Below are 23,200 nucleotides of genomic sequence, written 5' to 3'. Positions count from 1 at the left end.
CGAATTCCGCCGTCGTCCCGGCGAAGGCCGGGACCCATAACCCCAGGCGGAAGTTGTTTGGAAGACTTGGGGTCATCGACCTTCGCTACGTTGAACAGCGGTGGTTGGGTCCCGGCCTTCGCCGGGACGACACGGAGTTAAACCCCCACCCCAAGCGCCTTCCATTCGCGCAGCGCCTTGGCATCGCGCGGAGTGACGTCGGGGTATTCAGGATCTTCGCCGACGGTCGGCAGGATCTTCCAGGAGCGGGCGCATTTGGTGCCGACCGCCCTCTCGACCACGACGGCGACGCCGGGAACGGCGTCAAGACGGAACGCAGCCGCGGGCGCCTCGCCCTCGCGCACCTCGTAATTCGAGGTGATGCAGACCTCGGCGAGATCGGTGTCGAACAGCGTCATCAGCGTGTCCCGGTCGGCCACGTAGATCACCGGCGAGGCCTCCAGCGACGAGCCGATATTCTTGGCGGCGCGCTCAAGCTCCAGCGCGCCGGTGACGACGCGGCGAACGTTGCGGATCATCTCCCATTTCGCGGCGAGCTTGTCGTCGCGGAGCTTTTCCAGACCTTCCGGGAACAGCGTCAGATGCACCGAGGGCTCGGCATCCGGCTTGTACATCCGCCAGGCTTCCTCCGCGGTAAAGCTCAGGATCGGCGCCAGCCATTTCAGGACCGCGTTGCAGAGCAGGTCGATCGTGGTCAGCGCCGCCTTGCGCGTCAGCGAGGAGGGCGGATCGCAATAGAGCGTGTCCTTTCGGATGTCGAAATAGAACGCGGACAGCTCGGTGTTCAGGAAGGCCGAGAGGATCGCGACCACCGTCTTGTAGTCGAATTCCTGGTAGGCCTTGCGGATCGCCGCAGCGCGCACCGCAAGCTCGTGCAGCATCAGCCGCTCGAGCTCCGGCATCTCGGCGGGCGCGACCGCGTCGGCCGGCTTGTAATGATGCAGCGTGCCGAGCATCCAGCGCACGGTGTTGCGCAGCTTGCGGTAGGTCTCGACGGTGTTCTTCAGGATCTCGGGGCCGATGCGCTGGTCGTCGGTATAGTCGCAGGCAGCGACCCAGAGCCTCAGGATGTCGGCGCCGGATTCCTTGATGACGGCTTGTGGCTCGATCGTGTTGCCGAGCGATTTCGACATCTTGCGGCCGTGCTCGTCCTGCGTGAAGCCGTGCGTCAGCACGATGTCGTAGGGCGCGCGTCCACGCGTGCCGCAGCTTTCCAGCAGCGAGGAGTGGAACCAGCCGCGATGCTGGTCCGAGCCCTCCAGATACATCACGGTGTCCTTGCCGCCGTCGACCTTGCGCTTGATGCCGGCGAGGCCGGGGAAGTGCACGGGGTCTTCGAGCACGAAGGCGTGCGTCGAGCCGGAATCGAACCAGACGTCGAGGATGTCGTCGACCTTCTGCCAGTCCTCGTTCGCGCGCGGGCCGAGGAAACGTTCGCGTGCGCCCTGCGCGTACCAGGCATCCGCGCCTTCCTTCTCGAAGGCTTCGCCGATGCGCGCGTTGACGGCCTCGTCCTGGAGGATCTCGGCGGAGCCGTCACCCTTCTCGCGCACGAACACGGCGATCGGCACGCCCCAGGCGCGCTGACGCGAGATCACCCAGTCCGGGCGCGCCTCGATCATGCCGTTGATGCGGTTCTCGCCAGACGGCGGCACCCACTGCGTCACCGAGATCGCGTGCAGCGCGCGGGCGCGCAGCGTGTCGCCGGACCTGGTCTTGCCGCTTACCGCAATGTCCTTGTCCATCGCGATGAACCATTGCGGCGTGTTGCGGAAGATCACCGGCTTCTTGGACCGCCAGGAATGTGGATATTGATGCTTCAGCCGGCCGCGTGCGAGCAGCTTGCCGGCTTCGACCAGCGCTTTGATCACGGCCTCATTGGCGTCGCCCTTCTCGCCCTTGTCGTTGATCACGCGCTTGCCGACAAATCCCGGGGCGTGGTCGGTGAAGGCGCCGTTCTCGTCGACGGTGTAGGGGATCGCCGTGTTGATGCCGCGCGCATCGAGGTCGCGCGCATTTGCCATCCACACGTCGAAGTCCTCGCGGCCGTGGCCGGGCGCGGTGTGCACGAAGCCGGTGCCGGTGTCGTCGGTGACGTGGTCGCCGGGGAGCAGCGGCACGGTGAATTCGTAGCCGCCGGCGAGTCCCTTCAGCGGATGGGCGCATTCGATCGCGTCCATGGTGTCGCCGGGAATATCGCGGACCTTCTCATAGGACGCCACGCGTGCCTGCTTGAACACCTCTTCGGCGAGCGCATCAGCGAGGATCAGGAGATCACCCGTCTTGGCCCAATTGTCGGCCGGCGCATCCGTCACCTTGTAAAGGCCGTAGGCGATCTTCGGAGAGAACGAGATGGCGCGGTTGCCCGGCAGCGTCCAGGGTGTGGTGGTCCAGATCACGACGCTTGCGGAGGCAAGCGCGCCATGCGCGGGCGAGGTCACCGGGAATTTCACCCAGACCATTTCGGACGTGTAGTCCTCGTACTCGACCTCGGCCTCGGCCAGCGCGGTCTTCTCGACCACGCTCCACATCACCGGCTTGGAGCCGCGATAAAGCGTGCCGTTGGCGGCGAACTTCATCAGCTCGCGCGCGATCTGGGCTTCGGCCGGATAGCTCATGGTGGCGTAGGGATGGTCCCAGTCGCCGATCACGCCGAGACGCTTGAACTCCTCGCGCTGCACGCCGAGCCAGTGCGTCGCGTAGGCGCGGCATTCTTTCCGGAAATCGATCATCGCGGCACTGTCGCGGAAGTCGGGCTTCTGCTTGCCCTTCTTGCGATAGTGCTCCTCCTCGACCTTCCACTCGATCGGCAGGCCGTGACAGTCCCAGCCCGGCACGTAGTTGGAATCGAAACCGAGCATCTGCTGGCTCTTGGTGACGAGATCCTTCAGGATCTTGTTCAGCGCCGTGCCGATATGGATGTTGCCGTTGGCATAGGGCGGGCCGTCGTGCAGCACGAACTTGTCGCGGCCTTTCGCCCTCTCGCGCAGCTTCTCGTAGAGGCCGATCTCGTACCAGCGCTTGAGGATTTCCGGCTCGCGCTGCGGCAGGCCGGCGCGCATCGGGAATTCCGTCTGGGGCAGGAACAGGGTTTTTGAATAGTCTTTGGCGTCGGACTTTTGCGGCTTTTCGGACATGAGGATGACTGGCTCGGAGGGGCGCGGAAACAGATGGCGACTGGAATCGCGGGGGTGAAACGACAAAATCCCGGTCTTGCGCCGAGCCGAAAGGCTCAGACGGAAGCCGGGCCGCTAATCCCTATGATGCGCCGCGCAAACATGGGCCCTCCATAGCAGCCGGGCCGGGGAAGCGCAAAGGGGCGGGAAGGGGGCGAGAGCCCCCTCAATCGAGCGTTCCAAGCCTCGGAAACGCGCCCGGGGCGGCGGCCAGCATGGTGCGGGCGCGGGCGGAATCGTCGTCCATCTGGCGGATCAGGGCGTCGAGGCTGTCGAATTTCAGCTCCTCGCGGATGAAGCCGATGAAGGCGCAGTCGAGGACCTGCCCGTAGAGGTCACCCTTGAAGTGGAACAGGAATATTTCGAGGAGCGGCGCGCCATTGTCGAAGGTCGGGCGCCGGCCAAAGCTTGCCACCCCGTCGAACCGCTCGGTGCCGCGGCCGACCCGCACCGCATAGATGCCATGCTTCAGGCCGCAATTGGCATCCAGCCGGATGTTGGCGGTGGGGTAGCCGAGGTCGCGGCCGCGCTTCTCGCCATGGACGACCTCGCCGGTCACGAACCAGGGAGCGCCGAGCATCGCGGTGGCCTCATCGAGCTGCCCTTCCGCGAGCGCAATCCGGATGGCGCTGGAGGAGACCGGTCGCTCGTCGATATCGACATGCGGCTGCACATCGACCTCGATGCCGAGACGGGGCGCCTCGTTGACCAGCAGGCTCGGCGAGCCGACCCGGCCCTTGCCGAAATGGAAGTCGTAGCCGACCGCGATCCCGCTGACGCCGAGGCGGCCGATCAGGTCATGGTGAATGAAATCTTGTGCACTGGTCCCGGCGCGGGCCTTGTCGAAGGTCATGACCACGGCGCCCGCAAGCCCGGTGCCGGCCAGGAGCCGGAGTTTTGCCCGCTCGTCGGTCAGGCGGAATTGCGGGGTGTTCGGGCTGAAAAACCGGCGCGGGTGCGGCTCGAAGGTCAATGCCAGCGCAGGGCGGCCATGCGCCCGGCCCATCTCCAGGGCCGCTGCGATCACCGCCTGGTGGCCGAGATGGACCCCGTCGAAATTGCCCATGGCGACCACCGCCCCCCTCGGGATCGCGGAATCCGGTGTGCTGTCGCGGATAACGGTAAAATGCGGGGCCATCAGGGGAATTCTCGAGCCGGCGGGACCGGCCGGGACCGTGGCTTGACCGGCCAGACGAAGTCAAGCGGGGGATGCGGCTGCCTTGAATGCGATTTCAGACCTTCGTCGGGATGCGCAGTTAACGCGCTGTTTAACGCCTTGATGCTAGTCCTTGAAACGTGGAACTGCGGGACTCCAGTCCGGCAGCTCCGATCGCAATAATCCTGGGTATGCGTTGGGGGAGTCGAGATGGCGGTTGATTTGTCGATGCCGGTTCTGGTGGTGGATGACTACAGCACCATGATCCGTATCATCAGGAATCTGCTGAAGCAGCTTGGCTTTGAGAATATCGATGATGCCAGCGACGGTTCGGCGGCGCTGAACAAGATGCGCGGCAAGAAGTACGGGCTCGTGATCTCCGACTGGAACATGGAGCCGATGACGGGTTACGACCTGCTGCGCGAAGTGCGCGCGGATCCCAACCTCGCCACCACGCCCTTCATCATGATCACCGCGGAATCGAAGACCGAGAACGTGATCGCGGCCAAGAAGGCCGGCGTGAACAACTACATCGTCAAGCCGTTCAACGCGGCGACGCTGAAGACCAAGATCGAGGCGGTCTTCCCGGACATGGCGAGCGCCTAAGGCGCACACTTCGCCGGATAACAATCTTCCATCTGGATCGTCATGCCCGGGCTTGTCCCGGGCATCTGCGTTTTGCCAATGGTCGTCATTCCGGGGCGGTGCGCCAGCACCGAACAACATTACGCAATTGCGCAATGTGGAATCTCGAGATTCCGGGTTCGCGTCTTCGACGCGCCCCGGAATGACGGTCAGAGAATCACCACTTCAGTTCGCGGATCAGTGCCTTCGGCGGGTGGCCGAACAGCTCCATCACGGAAGCCGGGTCGAGCTGGTCGAGGCCCTCGAATTCCTCGGAATGGATGCCGCGGGTGACGAACAGGCAGTCGATGCCGAACTCGCGCGCCCCGGTGAGGTCGGTGCGCACGGAATCGCCGATCGCCAGCACCTTTTTCCGGTCGATCTGGTGGCCCTGGCGTTCGCCCGCGAGCGCCATCGCGCGCTCATAGATCGGCCGATGCGGCTTGCCGTAGAAGATCACATCACCGCCGAGCTCGCGATAGAGCTCGGCGATCGCGCCGGCGCAATAGATTAGGCGGTCGCCGCGCTCCACCACGATGTCGGGATTGGCGCAGACCAGCGTCAGCTTGCGCTCGCGCGCTTTCAGCATCATGCCGCGATAATCTTCCGCCGTCTCGGTCTCGTCGTCGTAGAGGCCGGTGCAGACGATGTAGTCGGCCTCCTCCAGCGGCGCGAGCACCGCATCGAGGCCGCGATAGATCGAGCTGTCGCGCTCGGGGCCGAGCCAGAACATCTTGCGGCCGGGATGGTCGGCGACATAGAGCCGCGTCAGGTCGCCGGAAGAGACGATCGCGTCATAGGTCTCGTCGGCGACGCCGAGCTTGCGCAATTGCCGCTGCACGGAGTCGGCGGGGCGCGGCGCGTTGGTGATCAGGATCACCGTACCGCCGCGGCTGCGATAGGTGTGCAGCGCCTCGCAGGCCTCGGGGAAGGATTCCAGACCGTTATGGACCACGCCCCAGATGTCGCTGAGCACGACGTCCACACCGCCCGCGAGCTCGCGCAGGCTTTCGACGAAATGCAGGGTGGTCATGACGCGAGCGGCCGATCAGATGCGGCGCGCGAGCGCCGCGTTGCCGGTGATGCGTTGTGTTGGAGGCGCGGCAGACGTCGCGGCCGGGCTGGGAGTGCCGGTGCCATTGGATACCTGAATGTCCTGCGCCTGGTTCGGCGAGGCCCCGCCGGTAGCAGATGCCCCCTCCGGCCGCAATGGCCGGGGTGGCGCGAACAGGAAGCCCTGGCCGAACCGTACGTCGTAGTCGAGCAGATCGAGCACCGCGCGCTCACCCTCGATCCGCTCGGCGATCAGGTCGATGCCGAAACGGCCAAGCAGGTCGGACAGATCCGAGGGGTGGATGTCCGAGGCCGATGCCTGCTTCGGATCGAGCAGGAGCCCGGCCGGCACCTTGATGAAGCGCACGCCGCGGTCGGCGAGCTCGCGCGGCTCGATCCGCAAGTCCGTGACATGGTCGATCGAGAAGCGGAAGCCGCGCTGGGCCAGCGCCGCGAGGTTTTCGGTCTCGGCCGGGCCGAGATTGCGGAACGTCGACTGCTTGAACTCCAGCACCAGCGACGGCGCCAGCGCCCGGTTGGCTTCAAGGAAATCGAGGCATTGCGCGAAGGTGGTGGAGTTGCCGAGCGTGGAGGCCGCGACGTTGCAGAACACGCCGACATCCTTGCTGCGCACCATCAGCCGGCGCAACACCTGCACACAGCGCAGCATCACCATGTTGTCGATGCGCCCGATCAGCCCCGAGGCTTCGGCGATGCTGATGAACTCCTCGGCCGTGATCAGTTGGTCACGCTCGTCGCGCACCCGCGTCACCGCCTCGTAGAACCGCACCTTGCGCTGCGGCAGCGTCACCATCGGCTGAAGGAAGATGTCGATGCGGTTCTCGTCGACCGCGTTCCGCAAGGTGGCCAGCAATTGGGTCTGGTTGCGGGCGCCGGTGGTCTGGGCGGTCGGTGCCGGCCGCGGCGCTGCCGGGAGCGGGGGTGACGCAACCGGCCTGTCTTCGGGCGTCGCGAGCAATTCGATCGGTGCCTCGGGTTCCGGCTTTCCCACCGGGACGGGAGCCTGCGCGGTGGTCAGCAGGTCCTCATGGGCCGACACCGTTGCGGCGAGTTGCTTGACCAATCCGCCGAGTTCGTTGATCTCGCCGACCACCGACTGGATCCGGTCGGAATTGGTCGAATTGGCCGAGGTGATGCGCCCCTCGGCCGCCGCGAGCCGGCGCCCGAATTCCGCGACCTGGCGGGNGGCGAGGTCGGCGGTGCCGCGCGACAGGTCGGCAATCTGGCCGCCGACATCGCTGCGGTCGCGCAGCCGCATCGACACCGCATTGTAGAGGATCAGGAAGGTCAGCGCGGTCAGCGCCACGATCGCGGATTCCGTTCCGCTGATGCCGGCGACCGAATAGAGCACAAGCCCGAGCGAGGCCGCGACCAGGACCATGCAGATGGCGATGAAGATCGTCGAAATGCGAATCATGCCGCGCGTTATGCCTCAAGAGCTGACTGCCTCACCCGGGAAAACACGGGACGCCGTTCGAACCCGTCGCGCCGTCTGCTCCCCCAAGCGAGAGGAGCTTAACATCATTGTTGATTCGAGGGGATAGCGGCCTCTTCGCGGCTTAAGTCAGGCCGGCGCGGCGAAAGCCTTCCAAGTAGCGCTCGCGATCGGCGGCGAGCTTGATCGGCATGAACTCGGCGATCCAGGCGAGCGAGACGTTCGGCTGGGCACGGCGAAGTTCCTGGAGTGCCGCGCGGGCGATCTCGGCGTGCCCCGCCATGCCGGCGGCTGAGGTCAGCACCCGGTGGGCGCCGACGAAGTCGTTTCGCTGGCGCAAGGACTCCTGGGCGAGCCGGATCGCCTCCTCATAGTCGCCGCCGAGGAAGCGGGCATAGGCGGCGATGCCGAAATAGACCGGGGCATAGGGGTCGCGCGGGCTGAGGCGGATCGCCCGCCGCGCGGCGTCGTCGGCGTCCTGCCAGCGGCCGCAATAGCTGAGCACGAGGCCATAATAGCCCTGCGCCAGCGCGAAGTTCGGATTGAGCCGCAGCGCGGTCTCGAATTCGGCGAGCGAGTCCTCGAACCGGCGCGCGAACAGATGGACATGGCCGAGTGCGTTGTGCGCCCAGGCATCCTCGCCGTCGGCGTCGATCGCGGCCCGCGCCGCACGTTCGGCGACCGGCATCGCGGCGTCCATCTCCATCCAGCCCATATGGGCCGTGAACATGTAGCTGGTGCCGAGCAGCCCGAGCGCCTTGCCGTAGTTCGGGTCGAGCGCGATGGCCTTTTCGAGCAGGGCCTGCGCAACGACATGATCCTGTCGCGTCACGCGCCAGTAATGCGACAGCGCGCGCATCAGGAGGTCCCAGGCGTCCATGCTGTCGGGCGGCTTGCGCTGGGCGCGAAAACTCTCCGCGGCATAGATCTGCGGCTCGATCGCGGCGACGATGGCTTCCGTGATCTCGTCCTGCACGCCGAAGACGTCGGCAAGTTCGCGGTCGTAGCGTTCGGCCCAGAGATGGCTGCCGGTGGCAACGTCATTGAGCTGCGCCGTGATGCGGACGCGGCCACCACCCTTGCGGACGCTGCCTTCGACGACGTAGCGCACCCCCAGCTCCTCGGCGACCTGCCGCAGGTGAACGGTCCGGCCCTTGTAGATGAAGGAGGAATTGCGCGCGATGACGAAGAACCAGCGCAGTTTCGACAGTGCGGTGATGATGTCCTCGCTGATGCCGTCGGAGAAATAATCCTGCTCGGCCTCGCCGCTCATGTTGGTGAAGGGCAGCACCGCGATCGCGGGCCGATCGGGCAGCGGCAGGCCGGCCGGCGCCGCCTCGACCGGCCGGACCCGGATGGCGGGACTGGCGGCGATGGAGGTTTCGGTCACCTCGCCGACGAACCGCACGCCCTTGCGCGCCACGGTGCGGATCAGCCGCTGCTCCTCACCGGAATCGCCGACCGCGCGCCGCGCCGCGTTGATCCGGCTCGTGAGCGTGGACTCCGAGACGACGCGGCCGTTCCAGATCGCGTCGAGCAGATTGTCCCGCGTCACCACGCGGTCGCGGTTGCGGATCAGAAAGGTCAGGAGATCGAAGACCTGGGGCTCGAGCGCGACGAGCATGCCCGCCCGCCGTAATTCGCGGCGCGCGGGATCAAGCACGAAGTCCTCGAACTGGAACGCCACCTTCGCCTCGGCCCCTGCTCGGAAATCAAGGTGATCTCAGGGTAAAATAATGAGGCTCTCAAGGCCAGCCGACCGCATGCGCCCTATCGTCCCGGCACTTTCAACCGCAGGAGATTGCCATGTCGACATCCGCAGCGCTCAGCAACAAAGTCGAAGCCCAGCCGGACCTCGCCGCCGTCAAGCAGCGTCAGCACGGCGCCTGGTCGTCTGGCGACTATGCCGTCGTCGGCACCACCTTGCAGATCGTCGGTGAGCAGCTCTGCGAGGCGCTCGACCTGCGCGCCGGCAGCAAGGTGCTCGACGTCGCCGCCGGCAACGGCAACGCGACGCTGGCGGCGGCGCGCCGCTGGTGCGACGTCACATCCACCGACTACGTGCCGGCGCTGCTCAAGCGCGGGCGCGAGCGGGCGGCGGCGGAACATCTCATGATCGAATTCCGCGAGGCGGACGCCGAAGCGCTGCCGTTCGCGGATGCGAGTTACGACGTCGTGCTTTCGACCTTCGGTGTCATGTTTACGCCGGATCAGGACAAGGCGGCGTCCGAGCTGGCGCGGGTCTGCAAGTCCGGCGGCAAGATCGGGCTCGCCAACTGGACGCCGCAGGGCTTCATCGGCCAGCTCTTCAAGACGATCGGCAAGCATTTGCCGCCGCCGGCAGGCGTGAAGTCGCCGGCCTTGTGGGGCACCACGGCGCGGCTCGAAGAGATGTTCGGCAGCCAGGCGTCCGAGATCGCGGCCGAGCCCAGGATGTTCGTGTTCCGCTATCGCTCGCCGGAGCACTGGCTCGAGATTTTCAAGTCGTTCTATGGCCCGATGCTGAAAGCCTTCGCCGCGCTCGACCAAACCGACCAGGCGGCGCTGCGGCGCGATCTTCTGGCTCTGCTCGGCGAGTTCAACCATGCCGATGACGGCACGGTGGTCGTCCATAGCGAATATCTGGAGGCGGTGATCAGCAAACGCTGAATCGAGCGTGGCAGTGGTCAGGCCGGCACCTTCGGCCTGACAATGCCGAACTAAGTGGGGGCGGCGGCACCGACCGTGTCCGCCGAAACCGCCTCGCGGCTGCCGAGCGGCTTGGGCCGCCCGGTGGTGGTATCCCGCAGCGTCTGCCGTTCGATCTCCGAGTTCAGCTCAGCCCCGAACATGATGACGATGGCGGACATCCACATCCACATCATCAAGCCGATCGCCGCGCCGAGCGAACCATAGGTCGCATTGTAATTGGCGAATTCCGACAGAGACCAGGACAACAGCGCCGAGCCGGCGATCCAGAGCACTGCGGCCGTTACCGCGCCGATGCTCAGCCATTCCCAGCGCGGCGCGTCGCGGCTTGGAGCAAAGCGGTAGAGGACGGCAAGCGCCATCAGCAGGATCACGAACAACAGCGGCCATCGTGCGAGCGCAACGATCAGCTTGCTTTCGGGGGCGAGGCCCAGATGATTGAGCGCGAGCGGGAAGGCGACCACGGTGCCCACCATCATCAGCAGCGCCACGATGCCGCCGACCGTGAAGGCCAAAGACACCAGATTGAGCCGTATGAAGCTGCGCTTCTCGCGCTCCTCATAGGCGACGTTGAGGGCGTCGAAGATGGACTTGACGCCGGCATTGGCGCTCCAGATCGCAAGCACAAGACCGAACAGGAAGGTGGCGCCGAGCGCCGTGTTGCCTTTCGACACCACGCGCGCGACCTGGTCCTCGACGATCTGGAACGCGCCTTCGGGCAGCATCATCGCGAGCGTCTGCAGATTGGCGCTGATCGTCGAGGGATCGGCGAGCAGGCCGTACGACGAGACCAGCGCGGTCACGGCGGGAAAGATCGCGAGCAACCCGAAGAAGACAACGCCTCCTGCGGTCGCGAGCAGGCGATCGTCATCGATGCGCTGATAGGTGCGCCAGAAGATATCCTTCCAGCCCGCCCAGGGGATCGTGAACGGGCTCTTGGACCGGCGGCCGCGGCCGGGCTGCGCGGCCGCGCGCGCCGCAGTCGTCTCCGGCGAATTCGCCTCGTTCTTGCGGCGGTCCTGCACCGGCTCCGATTGCATGAAGCCGGACGTCTGGAAGTACCGCTCCGCGCTCAGGACCAGGACAGTCGTGGCCGCGACCAGAAGCCAACTGTCAAGGTGCTCGGATCGTCGCGTGGACATCATGCGTCCGATCGATGGCTGTACCGCCTCCGACGCGCCGCGGTTACGCCCAACAGCCCGATGGCCGCGAGCATCAGGCCGAGCTGCACCGACCGGTTGCTGCGAGCCGACGAGGCCCTGCCGCCGCGAGCCCTCTCACCGGGCCTCTCGTGCGGCGCGAGTGGCACCAGGGGAATGGTCGTCGCGACCTCCTTCATCGCCTCCTTGACCGTACCGCGCGGAATCCGCGGCGTGGTGATCGCAACGCGCAGGCGGTTGGCGAGGGGCACGACCTCTTTGGGGCGACGCTTGATCCGGGTCATTGCGATGCCGGCACAGATCGCGGCCAGCACCAGGAGCAGAGCGCCGACCGCCCCGAACGCCCAGAACAGGCCATATGTAAACTCGACCCAACGAAACAGCGCCATCAGCCCGACGAAGCAGGCTCCGATGACGAACAGGCCCGCCGCCGCGAACAGCCCGGCGGCGACGGCGTAGGACGTCGCCCGACCGGTCGCCTGGCTGGTGCGGTCGCGCAAATAGGACCGCGTGGCGCGCCTGAGGTGGTTCAGCTTGAGCGTCAACCCCGCGCGCAGCAATTCGCCCGATGGCGCAAGCATGCGGACATCCTCCGGCAGCCATGACATTTCGGTGGTGGATGAACGTGGCGGTGTTTGACTTGTTCCGCCGAGGCGCCGGGGCCTTTCGTTATGGATCAGCCGAGGTCGGCGGCCGCGATCCAGAACACCTCGCCCTCGGACTCCTCGGTATCGAGCCAGAGCAACGGCAGTTCCGGAAAGGCCTCGTCGAGCAATTCGCGGCCACGGCCGATCTCGCAGAGCAGGCCGCCCTCCGGCGCAAGGTGTTTGGGAGCATCGCGCAGGATGCGTCGGACCACGTCGAGCCCATCGGGGCCACCGTCGAAGGCGAGTTTCGGCTCGGCCCGGCATTCCGGCGGCAGCGCCGCCATCCCATCCGCATCGACATAGGGCGGATTCGAGATGATCAGGTCGTAGCTGCCGTCGCCGAGCGGCGCGAACAGGTCGCCGCGATGGAGCGTGATACGGTCGTCGAGTCCGTGCTCTCTGACATTGCGCGCGGCAACCTCGAGCGCGCCTTTGGAAATGTCGACGGCGTCGATCACGGCATTCGGGAAATGATGCGCGGCGAGGATCGCGAGACATCCCGAACCGGTGCAGAGGTCGAGCACCCGTCCGACGGCTGAGGGATCGTCGACGAGCGAGCCGACTTCACCATCGCCGCCGAAATGCGACTCCAAGAGCTCGCCGATGAAGGAGCGCGGAACGATCACGCGTTCGTCGACATAGAAGGGCAGGCCGCGCATGTAGATCTTGTTGACGAGATAGGCGGCCGGTTTGCGCGTGGTGACGCGCTTGTTGATGAGATCGAGGATGACCTTGCTCTCGGCCGCGGTGATGCTGGCATTGGCAAAGAACTCGAACTGGTCGGGGTGGAGGTGAAGCGCCTCGCAGACCAGGAAGGCGGCTTCCGCCAGGGGATCGGTCGTGCCATGCGCGAAGGCGAGCTTCGCTTCGACGAAGCGGCTCACCGCATAGCGGACGAAATCGAGCAATGTCACGAGCTCGCCGGCTGCGACCTTCGCGCGTTTCGGTGCGGCGCGGCCGCGCGGTGCCTTCTTGGATGCTTTTGCCATCAGGATTTGGTCCAGCGTGCGGCGGCCTCGTCGTCACGGGCATGGGCCTCGACCCAACCGGTGCCGCCGGCGCTCTCTTCCTTCTTCCAGAACGGGGCGCTGGTCTTCAGGTAATCCATCAGAAACTCGGCCGCCTCGAACGCCGCCTGACGGTGTTGCGAGGCGGTCACCACCAGCACGATGTTTTCGCCGGGCGTGATCCGGCCGACGCGGTGGATGACGGTGACGCCGTTCAGCGGCCAGCGCGACACCGCCTCGTCGACATGGCGCCTGATCTCTTCCTCCGCCATGCCCGGATAATGTTCGAGCGTAAGCGCCGAAATCTTGGCGCTGTCCTCGTCGCCGCGGCAGATACCGGAGAAGCTGACGACCGCGCCGACGTCAGTGCGGCCTTTCGTGAGCCCTGCGATCTCGCGGGCAATGTCGAAATCGTCCTCTTGGATACGGATGGTGACTGGGCCGGTCATGCTGCCACAGCGTCGATGCTGCCAAACCTCTCCCATAGGGAGAGGTCGCGCCGAAGGCGCGGGTGAGGGGTTCCGCTCTCTCGTGAGACCTCCGCCCCCTCACCCGGATCGCTCACGCGATCCGACCTCTCCCCGTTGGGGAGAGGTGAGGCGGCGTCGCATGCTGGTCTGTTCAATGTCATAGGCCTAGCCGCCGGTCATCGGCGGAAAGAACGCGATCTCGCGGGCGCCCGCGATCGCGGCGTCCGGCCTGACATGGGCGTGGTCGATCGCGGCGCGGATCACCTTCGGCTTCTCGAACGCATAGGCATAGGCCTCGCTCCGGCCCGACAGCCAGGCGATCAGCTCTTCCACGGTGCGCACGCCCGCAGGCGGCTCGATGGTCTCCTCGGCCTTGCCGATCCGCTCGCGCACCCAGGCGAAGTATTTCACCTTCATCCCTCGTCCTCCTTGATGAGGTGATGGATGCCGGCGCGGAAGTAATCGTAGCCGGTGTAGATCGTGAAGATCGCCGAGATCCACAGCAGCAACAGGCCGATCTGCGTGATCACCGGCACCACCTGGTCGCCGGCCTCGCCCGCGAGCAGGAAGCCGATTGCGACGAGCTGGATCGTGGTCTTCCACTTGGCGAGCTTGGTCACGGGCACGCTGACCCGCAGCGCCGCCAGATATTCGCGCAGCCCCGACACCAGGATCTCGCGGCAGAGGATGACGATGGCGGCCCACAGCGACCAGCCGTGGATGATGCCGTCGGCGGCGAGGATCAGCAGGCACGAGGCAACCAGGAGCTTGTCGGCGATCGGGTCGAGCATCCGCCCGAAGGCCGACTGCTGATTCCAGATGCGCGCATAATAGCCATCGAGGTAGTCGGTGACCCCCGCCGCGATGAAAATGGCGACCGCCACCCAGCGCAGCCAGAGCGGCTGGTCCATGATCGACTGCGCATAGATGCACCCGACCACGACCGGGACCGCGGCGATCCGGGCATAAGTCAAGATGTTCGGCAGGGACATCGAGCTCTTTGTGGCCCCTCGTGTCGTGGCGATGTTCATCCGTTCTACCAATACCGCTGTGGCATGAAGGTCAACCGTCCCGCTCCCCAAATGGGGCGTGGACACGACGACCATATGACCACGTCCCCTTTAGTTCACCCCGGCTGGGGATGGAAATACTCGAAAATCCTGCGAGCGCTTTCGGCGCTCACCCCCGGAACCTTGCCGAGATCGGCGATCGAGGCCCGTTCGATCTCCTTCAGGGTTCCGAAATGATGCAACAAGGCACGTTTACGTGACGGGCCGATGCCCGGGATCTCCTGCAAACCGGCCTCGCGGATGTCTTTCTTGCGCAGCTTGCGGTGTGAGCCGATGACGAAGCGGTGGGCCTCGTCCCGCAAGCGCTGGATGAAATAGAGCACGGGATCGCGCGGCTCCAGCTTGATCGCCTCGCGGTCCGGCATGAACAGGGTTTCGCGGCCGGCATCCCGGTCCGGTCCCTTGGCGACCGACATCAGCGAGACCTGGGTGAGACCGAGGCTCTCGAAGATCTCCCGGACGGCGTTGAGCTGGCCGCGGCCGCCATCGATGATGACGAGGTCCGGCCATTGCGGGAAGTCGTCGTCCTTCGCCTTGGCCGCACCCTCTTCCGGCGGACTGAGCAGACGCTTGAACCGGCGTTGGAGCACCTCCCGCATCATGGCGTAGTCGTCGCCGGGCGTGAGGCCTTCGGACTTGATGTTGAACTTGCGGTACTGGTTCTTCACGAAGCCGTCGGGGCCGGCGACGATCATCGCGCCGACCGCATTGGTGCCCTGGATGTGGCTGTTGTCGTAGACCTCGATGCGCTTCGGCGGATGCGGCAGGCTCAGCGTCGACGCCATCGCCTCGAGCAGGCGGCTCTGGGTCGCGGTATCGGCGAGCTTGCGTCCCAGCGCCTCGCGCGCATTGGTCAGCGCGTGCGTGATGAGCTCTTTCTTCTCGCCGCGCTTCGGCGCGATGACCTCGACCTTGTGGCCGGCCTTGATCGACAACGCGCTCTCGAGCAGCTCGCTCTCCTCGATCTCGTGCGAGAGCAGGATGAGTTTTGGCGGCGGCTTGTCGTCGTAGAACTGCGCAAGGAACGAGCCGAGCACTTCCTCCGGCGTGAAGGTCTTTTCCGCGCGCGGAAAATAGGCGCGGTTGCCCCAGTTCTGACCGGTGCGGAAGAAGAACACCTCGACGCAGGAGAAGCCGCCCTCCTGGTGGATGGCGAACACGTCGGCTTCCTCCACCGTGCGCGGATTGATGCCCTGCTGCGACTGGATCGCCGAGAGCGCGGCGAGGCGGTCGCGGTAAAGCGCGGCGCGCTCGAATTCGAGCTCGCCGGAGGCCTTCTCCATCTCGGCCGCGAGCTCCTGCTTCACCGCATGGCTCTTGCCGGAGAGGAAGTCGGTCGCCTCGCGCACCAGCGTCGTATAGCCTGTAAAATCGATCTCGCGGGTGCAGGGGCCGGCGCAGCGGCGGATCTGATAGAGCAGGCAGGGCCGGGTGCGGCTCTCAAAGAACGAATCGGTGCAGGAGCGGATCAGGAAGGCGCGCTGCAAGGCCGTGATGGTGCGGTTGACCGCGCCGGCGGAGGCGAACGGCCCGAAATATCTCCCGGGTCGGGTCTGCGCGCCCCGATGTTTCAGGATCTGCGGCGCCCAATGGTCGCCGGTGATCAGGATGTAGGGAAACGACTTGTCGTCGCGAAGCTGCACATTGAAGCGCGGCCGGAGCTGCTTGATGAGGTTGGCCTCGAGCAGCAGCGCTTCCGTCTCGGTCGTGGTCGAGACGATCTCGACCGTGACCGTGGCTGCGATCATGCGCAGGATGCGCGCCGGCTGAGGCGCACCCACGCGCGCGTAATTGGACAGGCGCTTTTTGACGTTCTTGGCCTTGCCGACATAGAGCACGTCGGCGTTCGCATTCAGCATGCGATAGACGCCGGGCGAGGTGGGGGCGAGCCGGACCGCGCGCTCGATCGCCTCATGGCCAGTCGCCAGCGGGCCTTCGCCGACCGCGCCGCTCTCTTCCAGGATGTCCGGCAGCCGTGCGTCGTCGTCGTCCTCGCCGCTTGCGGCGGCGGGATCGACATCCGGGGCCGCCGGCTCGTCGGGCGGGGCGTCCAGAGCCGCGCCCCGCCGGGCCTTGCGTGCGCGCACAGTATCCGGGTTGTCGGTGGAATCGTGATCCATGGGGCAAATTTAGGCGCTGGGAGAGCCGATTTGAAGTTCCGGCCATGCCGCACGCACAGGATCGCGGCGCAGTTCCCGGTAACGCTTCCTTAAGTCTGTTAAGAGCGCGGTAACCGGCCTTAACAACCCTTTAACTTAAAACTCTCGATAAATCCTACGCGAAAAGTTGCTGGTTCCGTAACCATGCGGTTTGGCGTTGCGCGGCGGCGCGCGCATCGCACCGGTTGCGGCAGTTGCGTTGGAGAATGGGGATGAAGAGGTTCGTTGTGGGCGCAGCCGCGTTGGTTGCAGCCGGCTGGACAGCTTCGGCAGGGGCCGCCGATCTCAATTACGGGCAGAGCGCGCCTTATACGGTCAATCAGCCGCTCAATGCCTATAGCTGGGCCGGTCCCTATCTCGGCGGCAACATCGGTTACGAATGGGGCTCGGTGGACAACAATCCCGCAAAGCCGTCGGGCTTCGTCGGCGGCGTGCAGGCGGGCTACAATTTTCAGAACGGCCCGTGGGTGTTCGGCGTCGAGGGTGACATCCAGGCGACCGGCGCCGACGATACTTTCGCGCCGTGGAAGTTCTCCAATCCCTGGTTCGGAACGTTGCGCGGCCGCGCCGGCTATGCCTTCAGCAACGTCCTGTTCTACGGCACCGCCGGCCTCGCCTTCGGCGAGTTGCGCGGGCAGACGTTCGGCTGGACGGAGTCGCACACCACTGCCGGCTGGACCGCAGGTGTCGGCGCCGAAGTCGGGCTCGCGCCGAACTGGAGCGCGAAGCTCGAATATCTTTACATCGATCTGTCGACGAGCCAGTTCGCAATTACCGGCGTGTCAAACGGCTATACCGCCAGCGTTGTGCGCGCAGGCGTGAACTATCACTTCTGATAGCAACAAGAAAATACCGCACACTAAGCCTCCCGGTCGCTTGCGGCCGGGACTTTTTTTGCGTCAGGCTCGCTAGGAGAGGATCACCAGGTTGACCGCCTTGGGTCCTTTTCCCTTCTTGTCCGGTTCGACTTCAAATGTAATACGCTGTCCTTCGGCAAGGTCTTTCAATCCCGCTCGTTCCACAGCAGTGATATGAACGAAGACATCGCGACCGCCGTCGTCCGGCTTGATAAAGCCGTAGCCTCGCTCGCCGTTAAAAAACTTGACCGTTCCCGTCATGGCCATCGGGAAACTCCTCCCCCGCAATGCTCCGTCGCGACGCAGACTCACGTCACGACATGACCGGACATCACGAAGCCCGGGAGCTGGCCATCCTTGGGCGGACCATTTGGTCCGGTCGGATCTTTCTTAGGCCTTCACTCCGCCGCAACCATTCGCGGAAGCGGAACGTAAAGCCAGTCACGAGCACAGCATAATACGGTTCTTTGCAGATTGACTACCGTTCCTGCATATTTTTCCCAAGGATGCCGGAGCCTTATGGCTTCGGCACCTCGAGGCGAAAGCGCGCCGCGCCGCCTTGGCCGAGCGGCTTCTCCAGCTCCGGTAGAATCGTCCTGAGCTCGCTTTGCAGCGTGTAGGGAGGATTGACGATCAGGAGCCCGGTAGTGGTGAGTGCACCGTCAACCTGCGGAGCGACGCTGAACTCGAGCCGCAGGCAGTTTCCCGGCGGCTTTGCCGCGGCTGCGGCCCGCGCCACAAGTTGCGCCAGCGTATCGGTGGCACGCCGGCTCTTCGCCGGATACCAGACTACATAGATACCGGTCGGCCATTTCGTGAAGGCGCTCGAGAACGCCTCGCCCAGCCGCTCGAACTCGTCCTTTGCCTCGAAAGGCGGATCGATCAGCACGAGCCCGCGCCGCTCCTTCGGCGGTACGAAGGCCGGCAACGCGACCCAGCCGTCGAGATCGACCACGCGGGCCTGCTCGTCGCGCCGAAGCACATCGATCAGAGCTTTCCGCGCCTTCGGCTCAAGCTCGCAGGCGACGAGGCGGTCCTGCGGTCGCAGAAGGCCGCGCGCGATCAGCGGCGAACCTGGGTAGGTATTGAGCTCGCCTTTCGGATTGAAGGCGCGGACGATGTCGAGATAGGGCTTTGTCAGCGCCGCGGTCTCGTTCGAGAGGCGTGCCTGCATCAACCGCGCGATCCCCGTCAGCCATTCGCCGCCGCGGCGCGCCTCGTCGCTCTCGAGATCGTAGAGACCGGCGCCCGCATGGGTGTCGATGACGCGGAACGCACCCGGCTTCTCCTGCAAATAGGTCAGGATACGTGCCAGCACGATGTGCTTGATGACATCGGCAAAGTTGCCGGCGTGAAAGGCGTGACGGTAGTTCATCAGAAGGGGCTACATTATCTTGCGCGATCCCAACCCCAATGTCATTGCGAGCGCAGCGAAGCAATCCAGAATCTATCCGTGGCGGCAGTCTGGATTGCTTCGCTGCGCTCGCAATGACGGGGCATGGGGCCGCAGCATCGTTTACTCTCGTGTCCCGGACGCGCTGCAACGCCCTAAGCGTTGCGGCGCAGAGCCGGGACCCACGGGCCACGGATTCCCCTGCAGCATGGGCCCCGGCACTGCAGAGCAGCGCGGAAGTCGCGCTGCGCTGCTTCCGGGGCAGGAGAGGAGAGCGCTGCGCTCGCGTTGACGGATCTGGGGGAGGCTACCCGCCCCTGATCGGCGGCATCGTCACCTGGTCGCGGCGGCAGGCGCGGCGCTCGATCTCATCGCAGGCGCGGAATAGCAGGTCCTTGCTGAGACAGATGCGAACCTCGGAGAGCCGCGTCCGGTTGCAGGTGACCGAAATGGCCGCATTGCTCAGGCCCGGATTGGCCTTGATGAAGGCTTCCTCCACCTCGGCCGGCGCCACGGTCTTGGCCTGTGACAGCTCGAGATATTCGGGCGGAATCTTGATTACCGCGCGCGCCTTGCGGATCGTCTCGAAATAATTGCGGTCGGTCAGGCCCGAACAGGTGCCGTGCTTGTCCCATTCGTTGAAGATCAGCCCCGGTGCCGGCATCAGGTCCAGCATCGAGGAGACGATGCTGCGATTCAGCCGCGGCGCCGGCCGCTGGCAGTATTCGGGAAAGCCGTTCTCATATTGTGGCCACAGCCCGTGCACCACGAAGGAATAGGGCCGTCCGCCGCACTGGATCTGGGAACGTCCACCGCCGCGGCCGCGCTCCGCCGCCTCCTCGCAGAAGGACGGCGACCAGGATAGCGACAGCACGTAGAAATCGAATTCGCCGGGCGCGTTCTGCCGCTTGTCCTGGGCCATCGCCCCGCCGGCAAGCGACATCAGCCCGGCGGCGAGGGTGAGCGAGATCATCAGGCGGGAGAACGAATGCAATCTGGAATAAACCATGGCGACGCCCCTCAACTAGACTGTGCAAACGAGCCTAGCAGGCGATAAGAACATTTCAAGAACAAAATGCGCTGGCCGCCCGTGTCCCGGGCGACGCGAGCGCGAATCAGGGCTTTGCGGCGCGGCAGGAGGGGTTGTAGGCCCAGTTGCGGTCGAGCCCGACCACACACCATTCGACACCCTGGCCAACGCCGGAGAAGCCGCCGTCCTCGATGATCGAGAAATGCACCCTGCGCATCTTGCCGTCATTGAGCATGGCCTCGCCCGTGCAGTAGCGGCGCGGAATGTTGTCGGACTGCCAGGGCCGGAATGCGATCTCGTGGACGCCGGCGAAACCTGTGATTTTCAGCGGGGAATTCCAGAACGAGCTTTCCTTCTCCCAGAACTGGGTGGCGATCGTCGGCAGCGCCTTGTCGCAGTCAGCGACGTTGCCGTCATAGCGCGGCCCATTCAGCCAGAAGTTCAGCTCCAGCGGATTGGCTGCCTTAGCCTCACCGAGCGACAGAGCCCCGAACAGGAGGCCGAGCCCCGCGGCAAGGCGGAGCGATTTCAGGGAGGTCGAGAGGGCGCGCATGGGCAATCCGATAGGCAGGGTCTGCGAGGATCGGACGGTGCCGCGAAGGCCGGAGGAGGTCAAGTGCAGCACGGCAACACTTGCTGACGAGTTGGATGCAAGGTCGCACCGGACAGGCCGTCCGTTCTTTTCATGACCCGCCCGGCACCGTAAACTGGCGCCAGCCAAATGGAGTAACGGGAATGCGAATCATTGCGGCCGCGGGCCTTCTTGCGTTGGGAATGCTGGCTAGTCAGCCGGCGCGCGCCGACATCCTGCCGGTGCCGCCGTTCAAGGGCAACGACACCGGCGGTATCATCGCCTATTCGATGGCGACCCAGGTCGATGCGCGGCAAGTCGCGGTCGATCACTGCGCGCGGTACGGCAAGGTGGTCAAATTCCTTGCCGTGCAGGCCTATGAGGGCGGCTACATCTCGTTTTCCTGCCGCTGGGTGCCCTATGACGCCGCCGAACGGCCGATCCGCACGCTCTACTGACGCGTTGCCCGTAGCGGCCACGACACAGCCGGGAGCACCTCGCATGACGCGGCAGCTTGCTTTGCTTGGTTCGGCCGTTTGCCTCTTGTTGTCGGCAGGCGCCGCCTGCGCGGACGATCTGCCGATGCGCAAGGCCGGTCTGTGGGAGCTGAAGATGGTCAGGGCCGGCTCGCCGATGCCGGAAATGACCCTGCAGCACTGCACGGACGAGACCGTCGACAAGGAGATGAACAACAACATCTCCCCGATGGCCAAGCAGATCTGCTCCAAGCAGGACATCAAGAAGACGGCGACCGGCTATGTCAACGATTCCGAGTGCACCGTCGCCGGCGTGACCACGACCTCGCATGCCGAATTCACCGGCGATTTCAATTCGGCTTACACGGTGAAAACTTCGTCGCACGCGCAAGGCGGTGTGGCCGGCGCGGCCGGGCGCCATGCCACCACGACGATCGAAGCCAAGTGGTTGGGAGCCTGCAAGCCCGATCAGAAGCCCGGCGACATCGTGATGCCCGGCGGCTTCAAGATGAACATGCGCGACGCCGACAAGCTGAAGAACCTGCTGCCGAAGTAAGCGGCCGTTGCCACGCAGCCGGTGCGCTCCCTCGCCCCGTTCTCACGGGGAGAGGGTTGGGGTGAGGGGCTCTATCCGCGGGGGCGGTGAGAGTTGGACTCGTGGAGAGTCCCCCTCACCCGAATTCGATCTGCGATCGAATTCGACCTCTCCCCGCAAGCGGGGCGAGGTGAGAAAGACTACACCGGAATTCTCACGCTCGCGCGCAAGCCGCCCATCGGGCTGTCGCCGAGCGTGATGTCGCCGCCATGCGAGCGGGCGATGTCGCGGGCGATCGCAAGCCCCAGGCCCGTGCCGCCCTCGTCCTGGTTGCGCGCATTGTCCAGCCGCAGGAACGGCTTGAACACCTCTTCGCGCAGATGGCTGGGAATGCCAGGCCCGTCATCGTCGACCGTGACGGTCAAATAACGGTGATCGCGCTGGCCGGCGATGGCGATGGTCTTGCCGTAGCGGGCGGCATTGGTGACGAGGTTGGCAAGGCAGCGCTTGAACGAGGCCGGCTTCACCGTGACCACGGGCAGGCCGTGGAACGTCACGGTCGCGGTATGGCCATGCCGCTCGGCGTCGCTGCGCAGCTCTTCGAGCGCCTGTGACATGTCGGTCGGCTGTGCCTGCTCGCCGGAATCGCCACGGGCAAAAGCGAGGTAATCCTCAAGCATCATCGACATCTCGTCGACGTCCTTGCGCATGCCCTCCAGCTCGGGGCTGTCGCCGATCAGCGCCAGCTCGAGCTTGAAGCGGGTCAGGATGGTGCGCAGATCGTGGCTGACGCCGGCCAGCATCGCGGTGCGCTGCTCCATCGCACGCTCGATGCGCGACTTCATCTCGAGGAAGGCGACGGCCGCGCGCCGCACCTCGCGTGCGCCTCTGGGCCTGAAGTTCTGCGCCTCGCGGCCCTTGCCGAAGCTTTCCGCGGCATCCGCGAGCCGCAGGATCGGCTTGATCTGGTTGCGCAGGAACAGCACGGCCACGATCAACAGGATCGAGGACGTGCCGACCATCCAGAACAGGAAGATCTCCGAGTTCGAGGCATAGGCGGCGCTGCGCTGTGCGAACACGCGCATCACGGCGTCGTCGAGCTGGATGCGGATCTCGACGAGATTGGAGCGGCCGACCGTGTCGATCCAGAAGGAGCGCCCGATCTGGCGGCCGAGCTGCACCGAGAGCGTCTGGTCGAGCAGCGAGAAGAACGGCTTTGGCCCCGGCGGCGGCATGTCGCCGGCGGGCAGGAAATCGACGACGAGGCCCAGGCGTTGCTGGGCGATGCGCCGGATGTGATCGCGGTCCTTGTCCTGGGGATAGCCCTTGTAGACGTCGATCAGGGCGGCGATGTCCTGCACCACCGCGGCGGACAGTCTGCGCGTCACCGTGTTCCAGTGCCGCTCCATGAACACGAAGGCGACGACCGATTGCAGCACCACCATCGGCACGATCATGATCAGCAGCGCGCGGGCATAGAGGCCGGTCGGCATCCAGCCCTTGAACGCGTTGCCCATCCAGCCATTGGCGGCAGAGACGCGTCCGGCGGCGCTCTTCAGCAGCGTCAGGCCGGTATCGATCGTGCTCATCGGTCGCGCTTCACTGCTCTCAACCTACGGCGAGGCCACCAGCCGGTAGCCGATGCCGCGCACCGCCTGGAGGAACAGGGGAT

Annotated in this window: 21 protein-coding genes and 3 pseudogenes; 5 read left to right on the top strand and 19 right to left on the bottom strand. The window is 65.2% G+C overall.

The features are described 5' to 3' along the window. Window positions 1–137: 137 nt before the first annotated feature. Together ileS and AYJ54_RS29320 are read right to left on the bottom strand one after the other, a co-directional pair. Entirely contained in the window at window positions 138–3,137 is a 3,000-nt protein-coding gene (ileS, locus tag AYJ54_RS29325) for an isoleucine--tRNA ligase (protein WP_063704480.1), read from the bottom strand. Window positions 3,138–3,342: 205 nt separating this feature from the next. Then, window positions 3,343–4,314, bottom strand: coding sequence for a bifunctional riboflavin kinase/FAD synthetase (locus AYJ54_RS29320; RefSeq protein ID WP_063704478.1), 972 nt, complete (start codon window positions 4,312–4,314; stop codon window positions 3,343–3,345). A gap of 228 nt (window positions 4,315–4,542) precedes the next feature. On the opposite strand from AYJ54_RS29320, the gene AYJ54_RS29315 reads away from it, so the two are divergent. Next, window positions 4,543–4,938: a response regulator gene (locus tag AYJ54_RS29315; protein ID WP_008567674.1), complete on the top strand. Its 396-nt coding sequence runs from the start codon at window positions 4,543–4,545 to the stop codon at window positions 4,936–4,938. Between the two features lie 196 nt (window positions 4,939–5,134). Here AYJ54_RS29315 and AYJ54_RS29310 read toward each other — a convergent pair whose 3' ends face one another. The 4 genes and pseudogenes from AYJ54_RS29310 to AYJ54_RS29300 all read right to left on the bottom strand — a co-directional run bounded on the left by AYJ54_RS29310 (window position 5,135) and on the right by AYJ54_RS29300 (window position 9,152). After that, complete coding sequence (locus AYJ54_RS29310; protein ID WP_063704476.1) at window positions 5,135–5,989, bottom strand: TIGR01459 family HAD-type hydrolase; 855 nt, start codon at window positions 5,987–5,989, stop codon at window positions 5,135–5,137. Between the two features lie 15 nt (window positions 5,990–6,004). Beyond that, window positions 6,005–7,215 (bottom strand): annotated as a pseudogene (locus AYJ54_RS29305) (EAL domain-containing protein); the annotation flags it as partial. 1 nt (window position 7,216) lies between these two features. Then, window positions 7,217–7,447: pseudogene (locus AYJ54_RS52860) on the bottom strand (EAL domain-containing protein); the annotation flags it as partial. 142 nt (window positions 7,448–7,589) lie between these two features. Next, window positions 7,590–9,152 carry a winged helix-turn-helix domain-containing tetratricopeptide repeat protein gene (locus tag AYJ54_RS29300; RefSeq protein WP_063704472.1) on the bottom strand — a complete coding sequence of 521 codons (1,563 nt, stop codon included), beginning with the start codon at window positions 9,150–9,152 and terminating at the stop codon, window positions 7,590–7,592. A gap of 119 nt (window positions 9,153–9,271) precedes the next feature. Between AYJ54_RS29300 and AYJ54_RS29295 the strand changes: the two genes are divergently transcribed. Next, on the top strand, window positions 9,272–10,114 hold the full coding sequence (locus AYJ54_RS29295; RefSeq protein WP_063704470.1) for a class I SAM-dependent methyltransferase: 843 nt from the start codon (window positions 9,272–9,274) through the stop codon (window positions 10,112–10,114). 50 nt (window positions 10,115–10,164) lie between these two features. Here the strand turns inward: AYJ54_RS29295 and AYJ54_RS29290 are convergent, their stop codons facing one another. From AYJ54_RS29290 to uvrC, 7 genes are all read right to left on the bottom strand, one after another. Next, a complete protein-coding gene (locus tag AYJ54_RS29290; RefSeq protein WP_063704468.1) occupies window positions 10,165–11,295 on the bottom strand; it encodes a YihY/virulence factor BrkB family protein in 1,131 nt (376 codons plus the stop codon). Next, window positions 11,295–11,894, bottom strand: a complete 600-nt coding sequence (locus AYJ54_RS29285; protein WP_063704863.1) for a phage holin family protein — start codon at window positions 11,892–11,894, stop codon at window positions 11,295–11,297. Before AYJ54_RS29285 ends, AYJ54_RS29290 begins: the two co-directional genes overlap by 1 nt. A 95-nt stretch (window positions 11,895–11,989) precedes the next feature. After that, window positions 11,990–12,949, bottom strand: coding sequence for a 50S ribosomal protein L3 N(5)-glutamine methyltransferase (prmB, locus tag AYJ54_RS29280; RefSeq protein WP_063704466.1), 960 nt, complete (start codon window positions 12,947–12,949; stop codon window positions 11,990–11,992). After that, a complete protein-coding gene (locus AYJ54_RS29275) occupies window positions 12,949–13,416 on the bottom strand; it encodes a molybdenum cofactor biosynthesis protein MoaE (RefSeq protein WP_063704464.1) in 468 nt (155 codons plus the stop codon). The genes prmB and AYJ54_RS29275 overlap by 1 nt, the downstream gene beginning before the upstream one ends. A gap of 186 nt (window positions 13,417–13,602) precedes the next feature. Then, window positions 13,603–13,854: a molybdopterin converting factor subunit 1 gene (gene moaD / locus AYJ54_RS29270; RefSeq protein WP_063704462.1), complete on the bottom strand. Its 252-nt coding sequence runs from the start codon at window positions 13,852–13,854 to the stop codon at window positions 13,603–13,605. Next, a complete protein-coding gene (pgsA, locus tag AYJ54_RS29265) occupies window positions 13,851–14,468 on the bottom strand; it encodes a CDP-diacylglycerol--glycerol-3-phosphate 3-phosphatidyltransferase (RefSeq protein ID WP_063704460.1) in 618 nt (205 codons plus the stop codon). Before pgsA ends, moaD begins: the two co-directional genes overlap by 4 nt. A 95-nt stretch (window positions 14,469–14,563) precedes the next feature. After that, complete coding sequence (gene uvrC, locus AYJ54_RS29260; RefSeq protein WP_063704458.1) at window positions 14,564–16,627, bottom strand: excinuclease ABC subunit UvrC; 2,064 nt, start codon at window positions 16,625–16,627, stop codon at window positions 14,564–14,566. A gap of 251 nt (window positions 16,628–16,878) precedes the next feature. Between uvrC and AYJ54_RS29255 the strand changes: the two genes are divergently transcribed. Next, a complete protein-coding gene (locus tag AYJ54_RS29255; protein WP_063704457.1) occupies window positions 16,879–17,502 on the top strand; it encodes an outer membrane protein in 624 nt (207 codons plus the stop codon). A 72-nt stretch (window positions 17,503–17,574) separates the two neighbouring features. Here AYJ54_RS29255 and AYJ54_RS29250 read toward each other — a convergent pair whose 3' ends face one another. The 4 genes from AYJ54_RS29250 to AYJ54_RS29235 all read right to left on the bottom strand — a co-directional run bounded on the left by AYJ54_RS29250 (window position 17,575) and on the right by AYJ54_RS29235 (window position 20,499). Beyond that, window positions 17,575–17,790, bottom strand: coding sequence for a cold-shock protein (locus AYJ54_RS29250; protein WP_008544396.1), 216 nt, complete (start codon window positions 17,788–17,790; stop codon window positions 17,575–17,577). Window positions 17,791–18,040: 250 nt separating this feature from the next. Next, window positions 18,041–18,898 carry a 23S rRNA (adenine(2030)-N(6))-methyltransferase RlmJ gene (locus AYJ54_RS29245; protein ID WP_063704455.1) on the bottom strand — a complete coding sequence of 286 codons (858 nt, stop codon included), beginning with the start codon at window positions 18,896–18,898 and terminating at the stop codon, window positions 18,041–18,043. Window positions 18,899–19,223: 325 nt separating this feature from the next. Then, on the bottom strand, window positions 19,224–19,925 hold the full coding sequence (locus AYJ54_RS29240) for a ribonuclease T2 family protein (protein ID WP_063704453.1): 702 nt from the start codon (window positions 19,923–19,925) through the stop codon (window positions 19,224–19,226). A gap of 106 nt (window positions 19,926–20,031) precedes the next feature. Next, complete coding sequence (locus AYJ54_RS29235; RefSeq protein WP_063704451.1) at window positions 20,032–20,499, bottom strand: hypothetical protein; 468 nt, start codon at window positions 20,497–20,499, stop codon at window positions 20,032–20,034. Between the two features lie 182 nt (window positions 20,500–20,681). On the opposite strand from AYJ54_RS29235, the gene AYJ54_RS29230 reads away from it, so the two are divergent. Together AYJ54_RS29230 and AYJ54_RS29225 are read left to right on the top strand one after the other, a co-directional pair. Continuing rightward, entirely contained in the window at window positions 20,682–20,975 is a 294-nt protein-coding gene (locus AYJ54_RS29230) for a hypothetical protein (protein WP_063704450.1), read from the top strand. Between the two features lie 43 nt (window positions 20,976–21,018). Beyond that, a complete protein-coding gene (locus AYJ54_RS29225) occupies window positions 21,019–21,549 on the top strand; it encodes a DUF3617 domain-containing protein (protein ID WP_063704448.1) in 531 nt (176 codons plus the stop codon). A gap of 179 nt (window positions 21,550–21,728) precedes the next feature. On the opposite strand, the gene AYJ54_RS29220 is transcribed toward AYJ54_RS29225, so the two are convergent. Next, a complete protein-coding gene (locus AYJ54_RS29220) occupies window positions 21,729–23,117 on the bottom strand; it encodes an ATP-binding protein (protein WP_063704446.1) in 1,389 nt (462 codons plus the stop codon). A gap of 24 nt (window positions 23,118–23,141) precedes the next feature. Further along, a pseudogene (locus tag AYJ54_RS53550) lies at window positions 23,142–23,200 on the bottom strand (hypothetical protein); the annotation flags it as partial.

This window comes from Bradyrhizobium centrolobii, assembly GCF_001641635.1.
Classification (GTDB): Bacteria; Pseudomonadota; Alphaproteobacteria; order Rhizobiales; family Xanthobacteraceae; genus Bradyrhizobium; species Bradyrhizobium centrolobii.
This window is presented reverse-complemented; position numbering and strand designations above follow the sequence as displayed.

Bases quoted from the DNA above. Each gene is read 5' to 3' on its own strand.
- ileS (WP_063704480.1), bottom strand. From the start codon at position 3,137: ATGTCCGAAAAGCCGCAAAAGTCCGACGCCAAAGACTATTCAAAAACC.
- AYJ54_RS29320 (WP_063704478.1), bottom strand. From the start codon at position 4,314: ATGGCCCCGCATTTTACCGTTATCCGCGACAGCACACCGGATTCCGCG.
- AYJ54_RS29315 (WP_008567674.1), top strand. From the start codon at position 4,543: ATGGCGGTTGATTTGTCGATGCCGGTTCTGGTGGTGGATGACTACAGC.
- AYJ54_RS29310 (WP_063704476.1), bottom strand. From the start codon at position 5,989: ATGACCACCCTGCATTTCGTCGAAAGCCTGCGCGAGCTCGCGGGCGGT.
- AYJ54_RS29295 (WP_063704470.1), top strand. From the start codon at position 9,272: ATGTCGACATCCGCAGCGCTCAGCAACAAAGTCGAAGCCCAGCCGGAC.
- AYJ54_RS29290 (WP_063704468.1), bottom strand. From the start codon at position 11,295: ATGTCCACGCGACGATCCGAGCACCTTGACAGTTGGCTTCTGGTCGCG.
- AYJ54_RS29285 (WP_063704863.1), bottom strand. From the start codon at position 11,894: ATGCTTGCGCCATCGGGCGAATTGCTGCGCGCGGGGTTGACGCTCAAG.
- prmB (WP_063704466.1), bottom strand. From the start codon at position 12,949: ATGGCAAAAGCATCCAAGAAGGCACCGCGCGGCCGCGCCGCACCGAAA.
- AYJ54_RS29275 (WP_063704464.1), bottom strand. From the start codon at position 13,416: ATGACCGGCCCAGTCACCATCCGTATCCAAGAGGACGATTTCGACATT.
- moaD (WP_063704462.1), bottom strand. From the start codon at position 13,854: ATGAAGGTGAAATACTTCGCCTGGGTGCGCGAGCGGATCGGCAAGGCC.
- pgsA (WP_063704460.1), bottom strand. From the start codon at position 14,468: ATGAACATCGCCACGACACGAGGGGCCACAAAGAGCTCGATGTCCCTG.
- uvrC (WP_063704458.1), bottom strand. From the start codon at position 16,627: ATGGATCACGATTCCACCGACAACCCGGATACTGTGCGCGCACGCAAG.
- AYJ54_RS29255 (WP_063704457.1), top strand. From the start codon at position 16,879: ATGAAGAGGTTCGTTGTGGGCGCAGCCGCGTTGGTTGCAGCCGGCTGG.
- AYJ54_RS29250 (WP_008544396.1), bottom strand. From the start codon at position 17,790: ATGGCCATGACGGGAACGGTCAAGTTTTTTAACGGCGAGCGAGGCTAC.
- AYJ54_RS29245 (WP_063704455.1), bottom strand. From the start codon at position 18,898: ATGAACTACCGTCACGCCTTTCACGCCGGCAACTTTGCCGATGTCATC.
- AYJ54_RS29240 (WP_063704453.1), bottom strand. From the start codon at position 19,925: ATGGTTTATTCCAGATTGCATTCGTTCTCCCGCCTGATGATCTCGCTC.
- AYJ54_RS29235 (WP_063704451.1), bottom strand. From the start codon at position 20,499: ATGCGCGCCCTCTCGACCTCCCTGAAATCGCTCCGCCTTGCCGCGGGG.
- AYJ54_RS29230 (WP_063704450.1), top strand. From the start codon at position 20,682: ATGCGAATCATTGCGGCCGCGGGCCTTCTTGCGTTGGGAATGCTGGCT.
- AYJ54_RS29225 (WP_063704448.1), top strand. From the start codon at position 21,019: ATGACGCGGCAGCTTGCTTTGCTTGGTTCGGCCGTTTGCCTCTTGTTG.
- AYJ54_RS29220 (WP_063704446.1), bottom strand. From the start codon at position 23,117: ATGAGCACGATCGATACCGGCCTGACGCTGCTGAAGAGCGCCGCCGGA.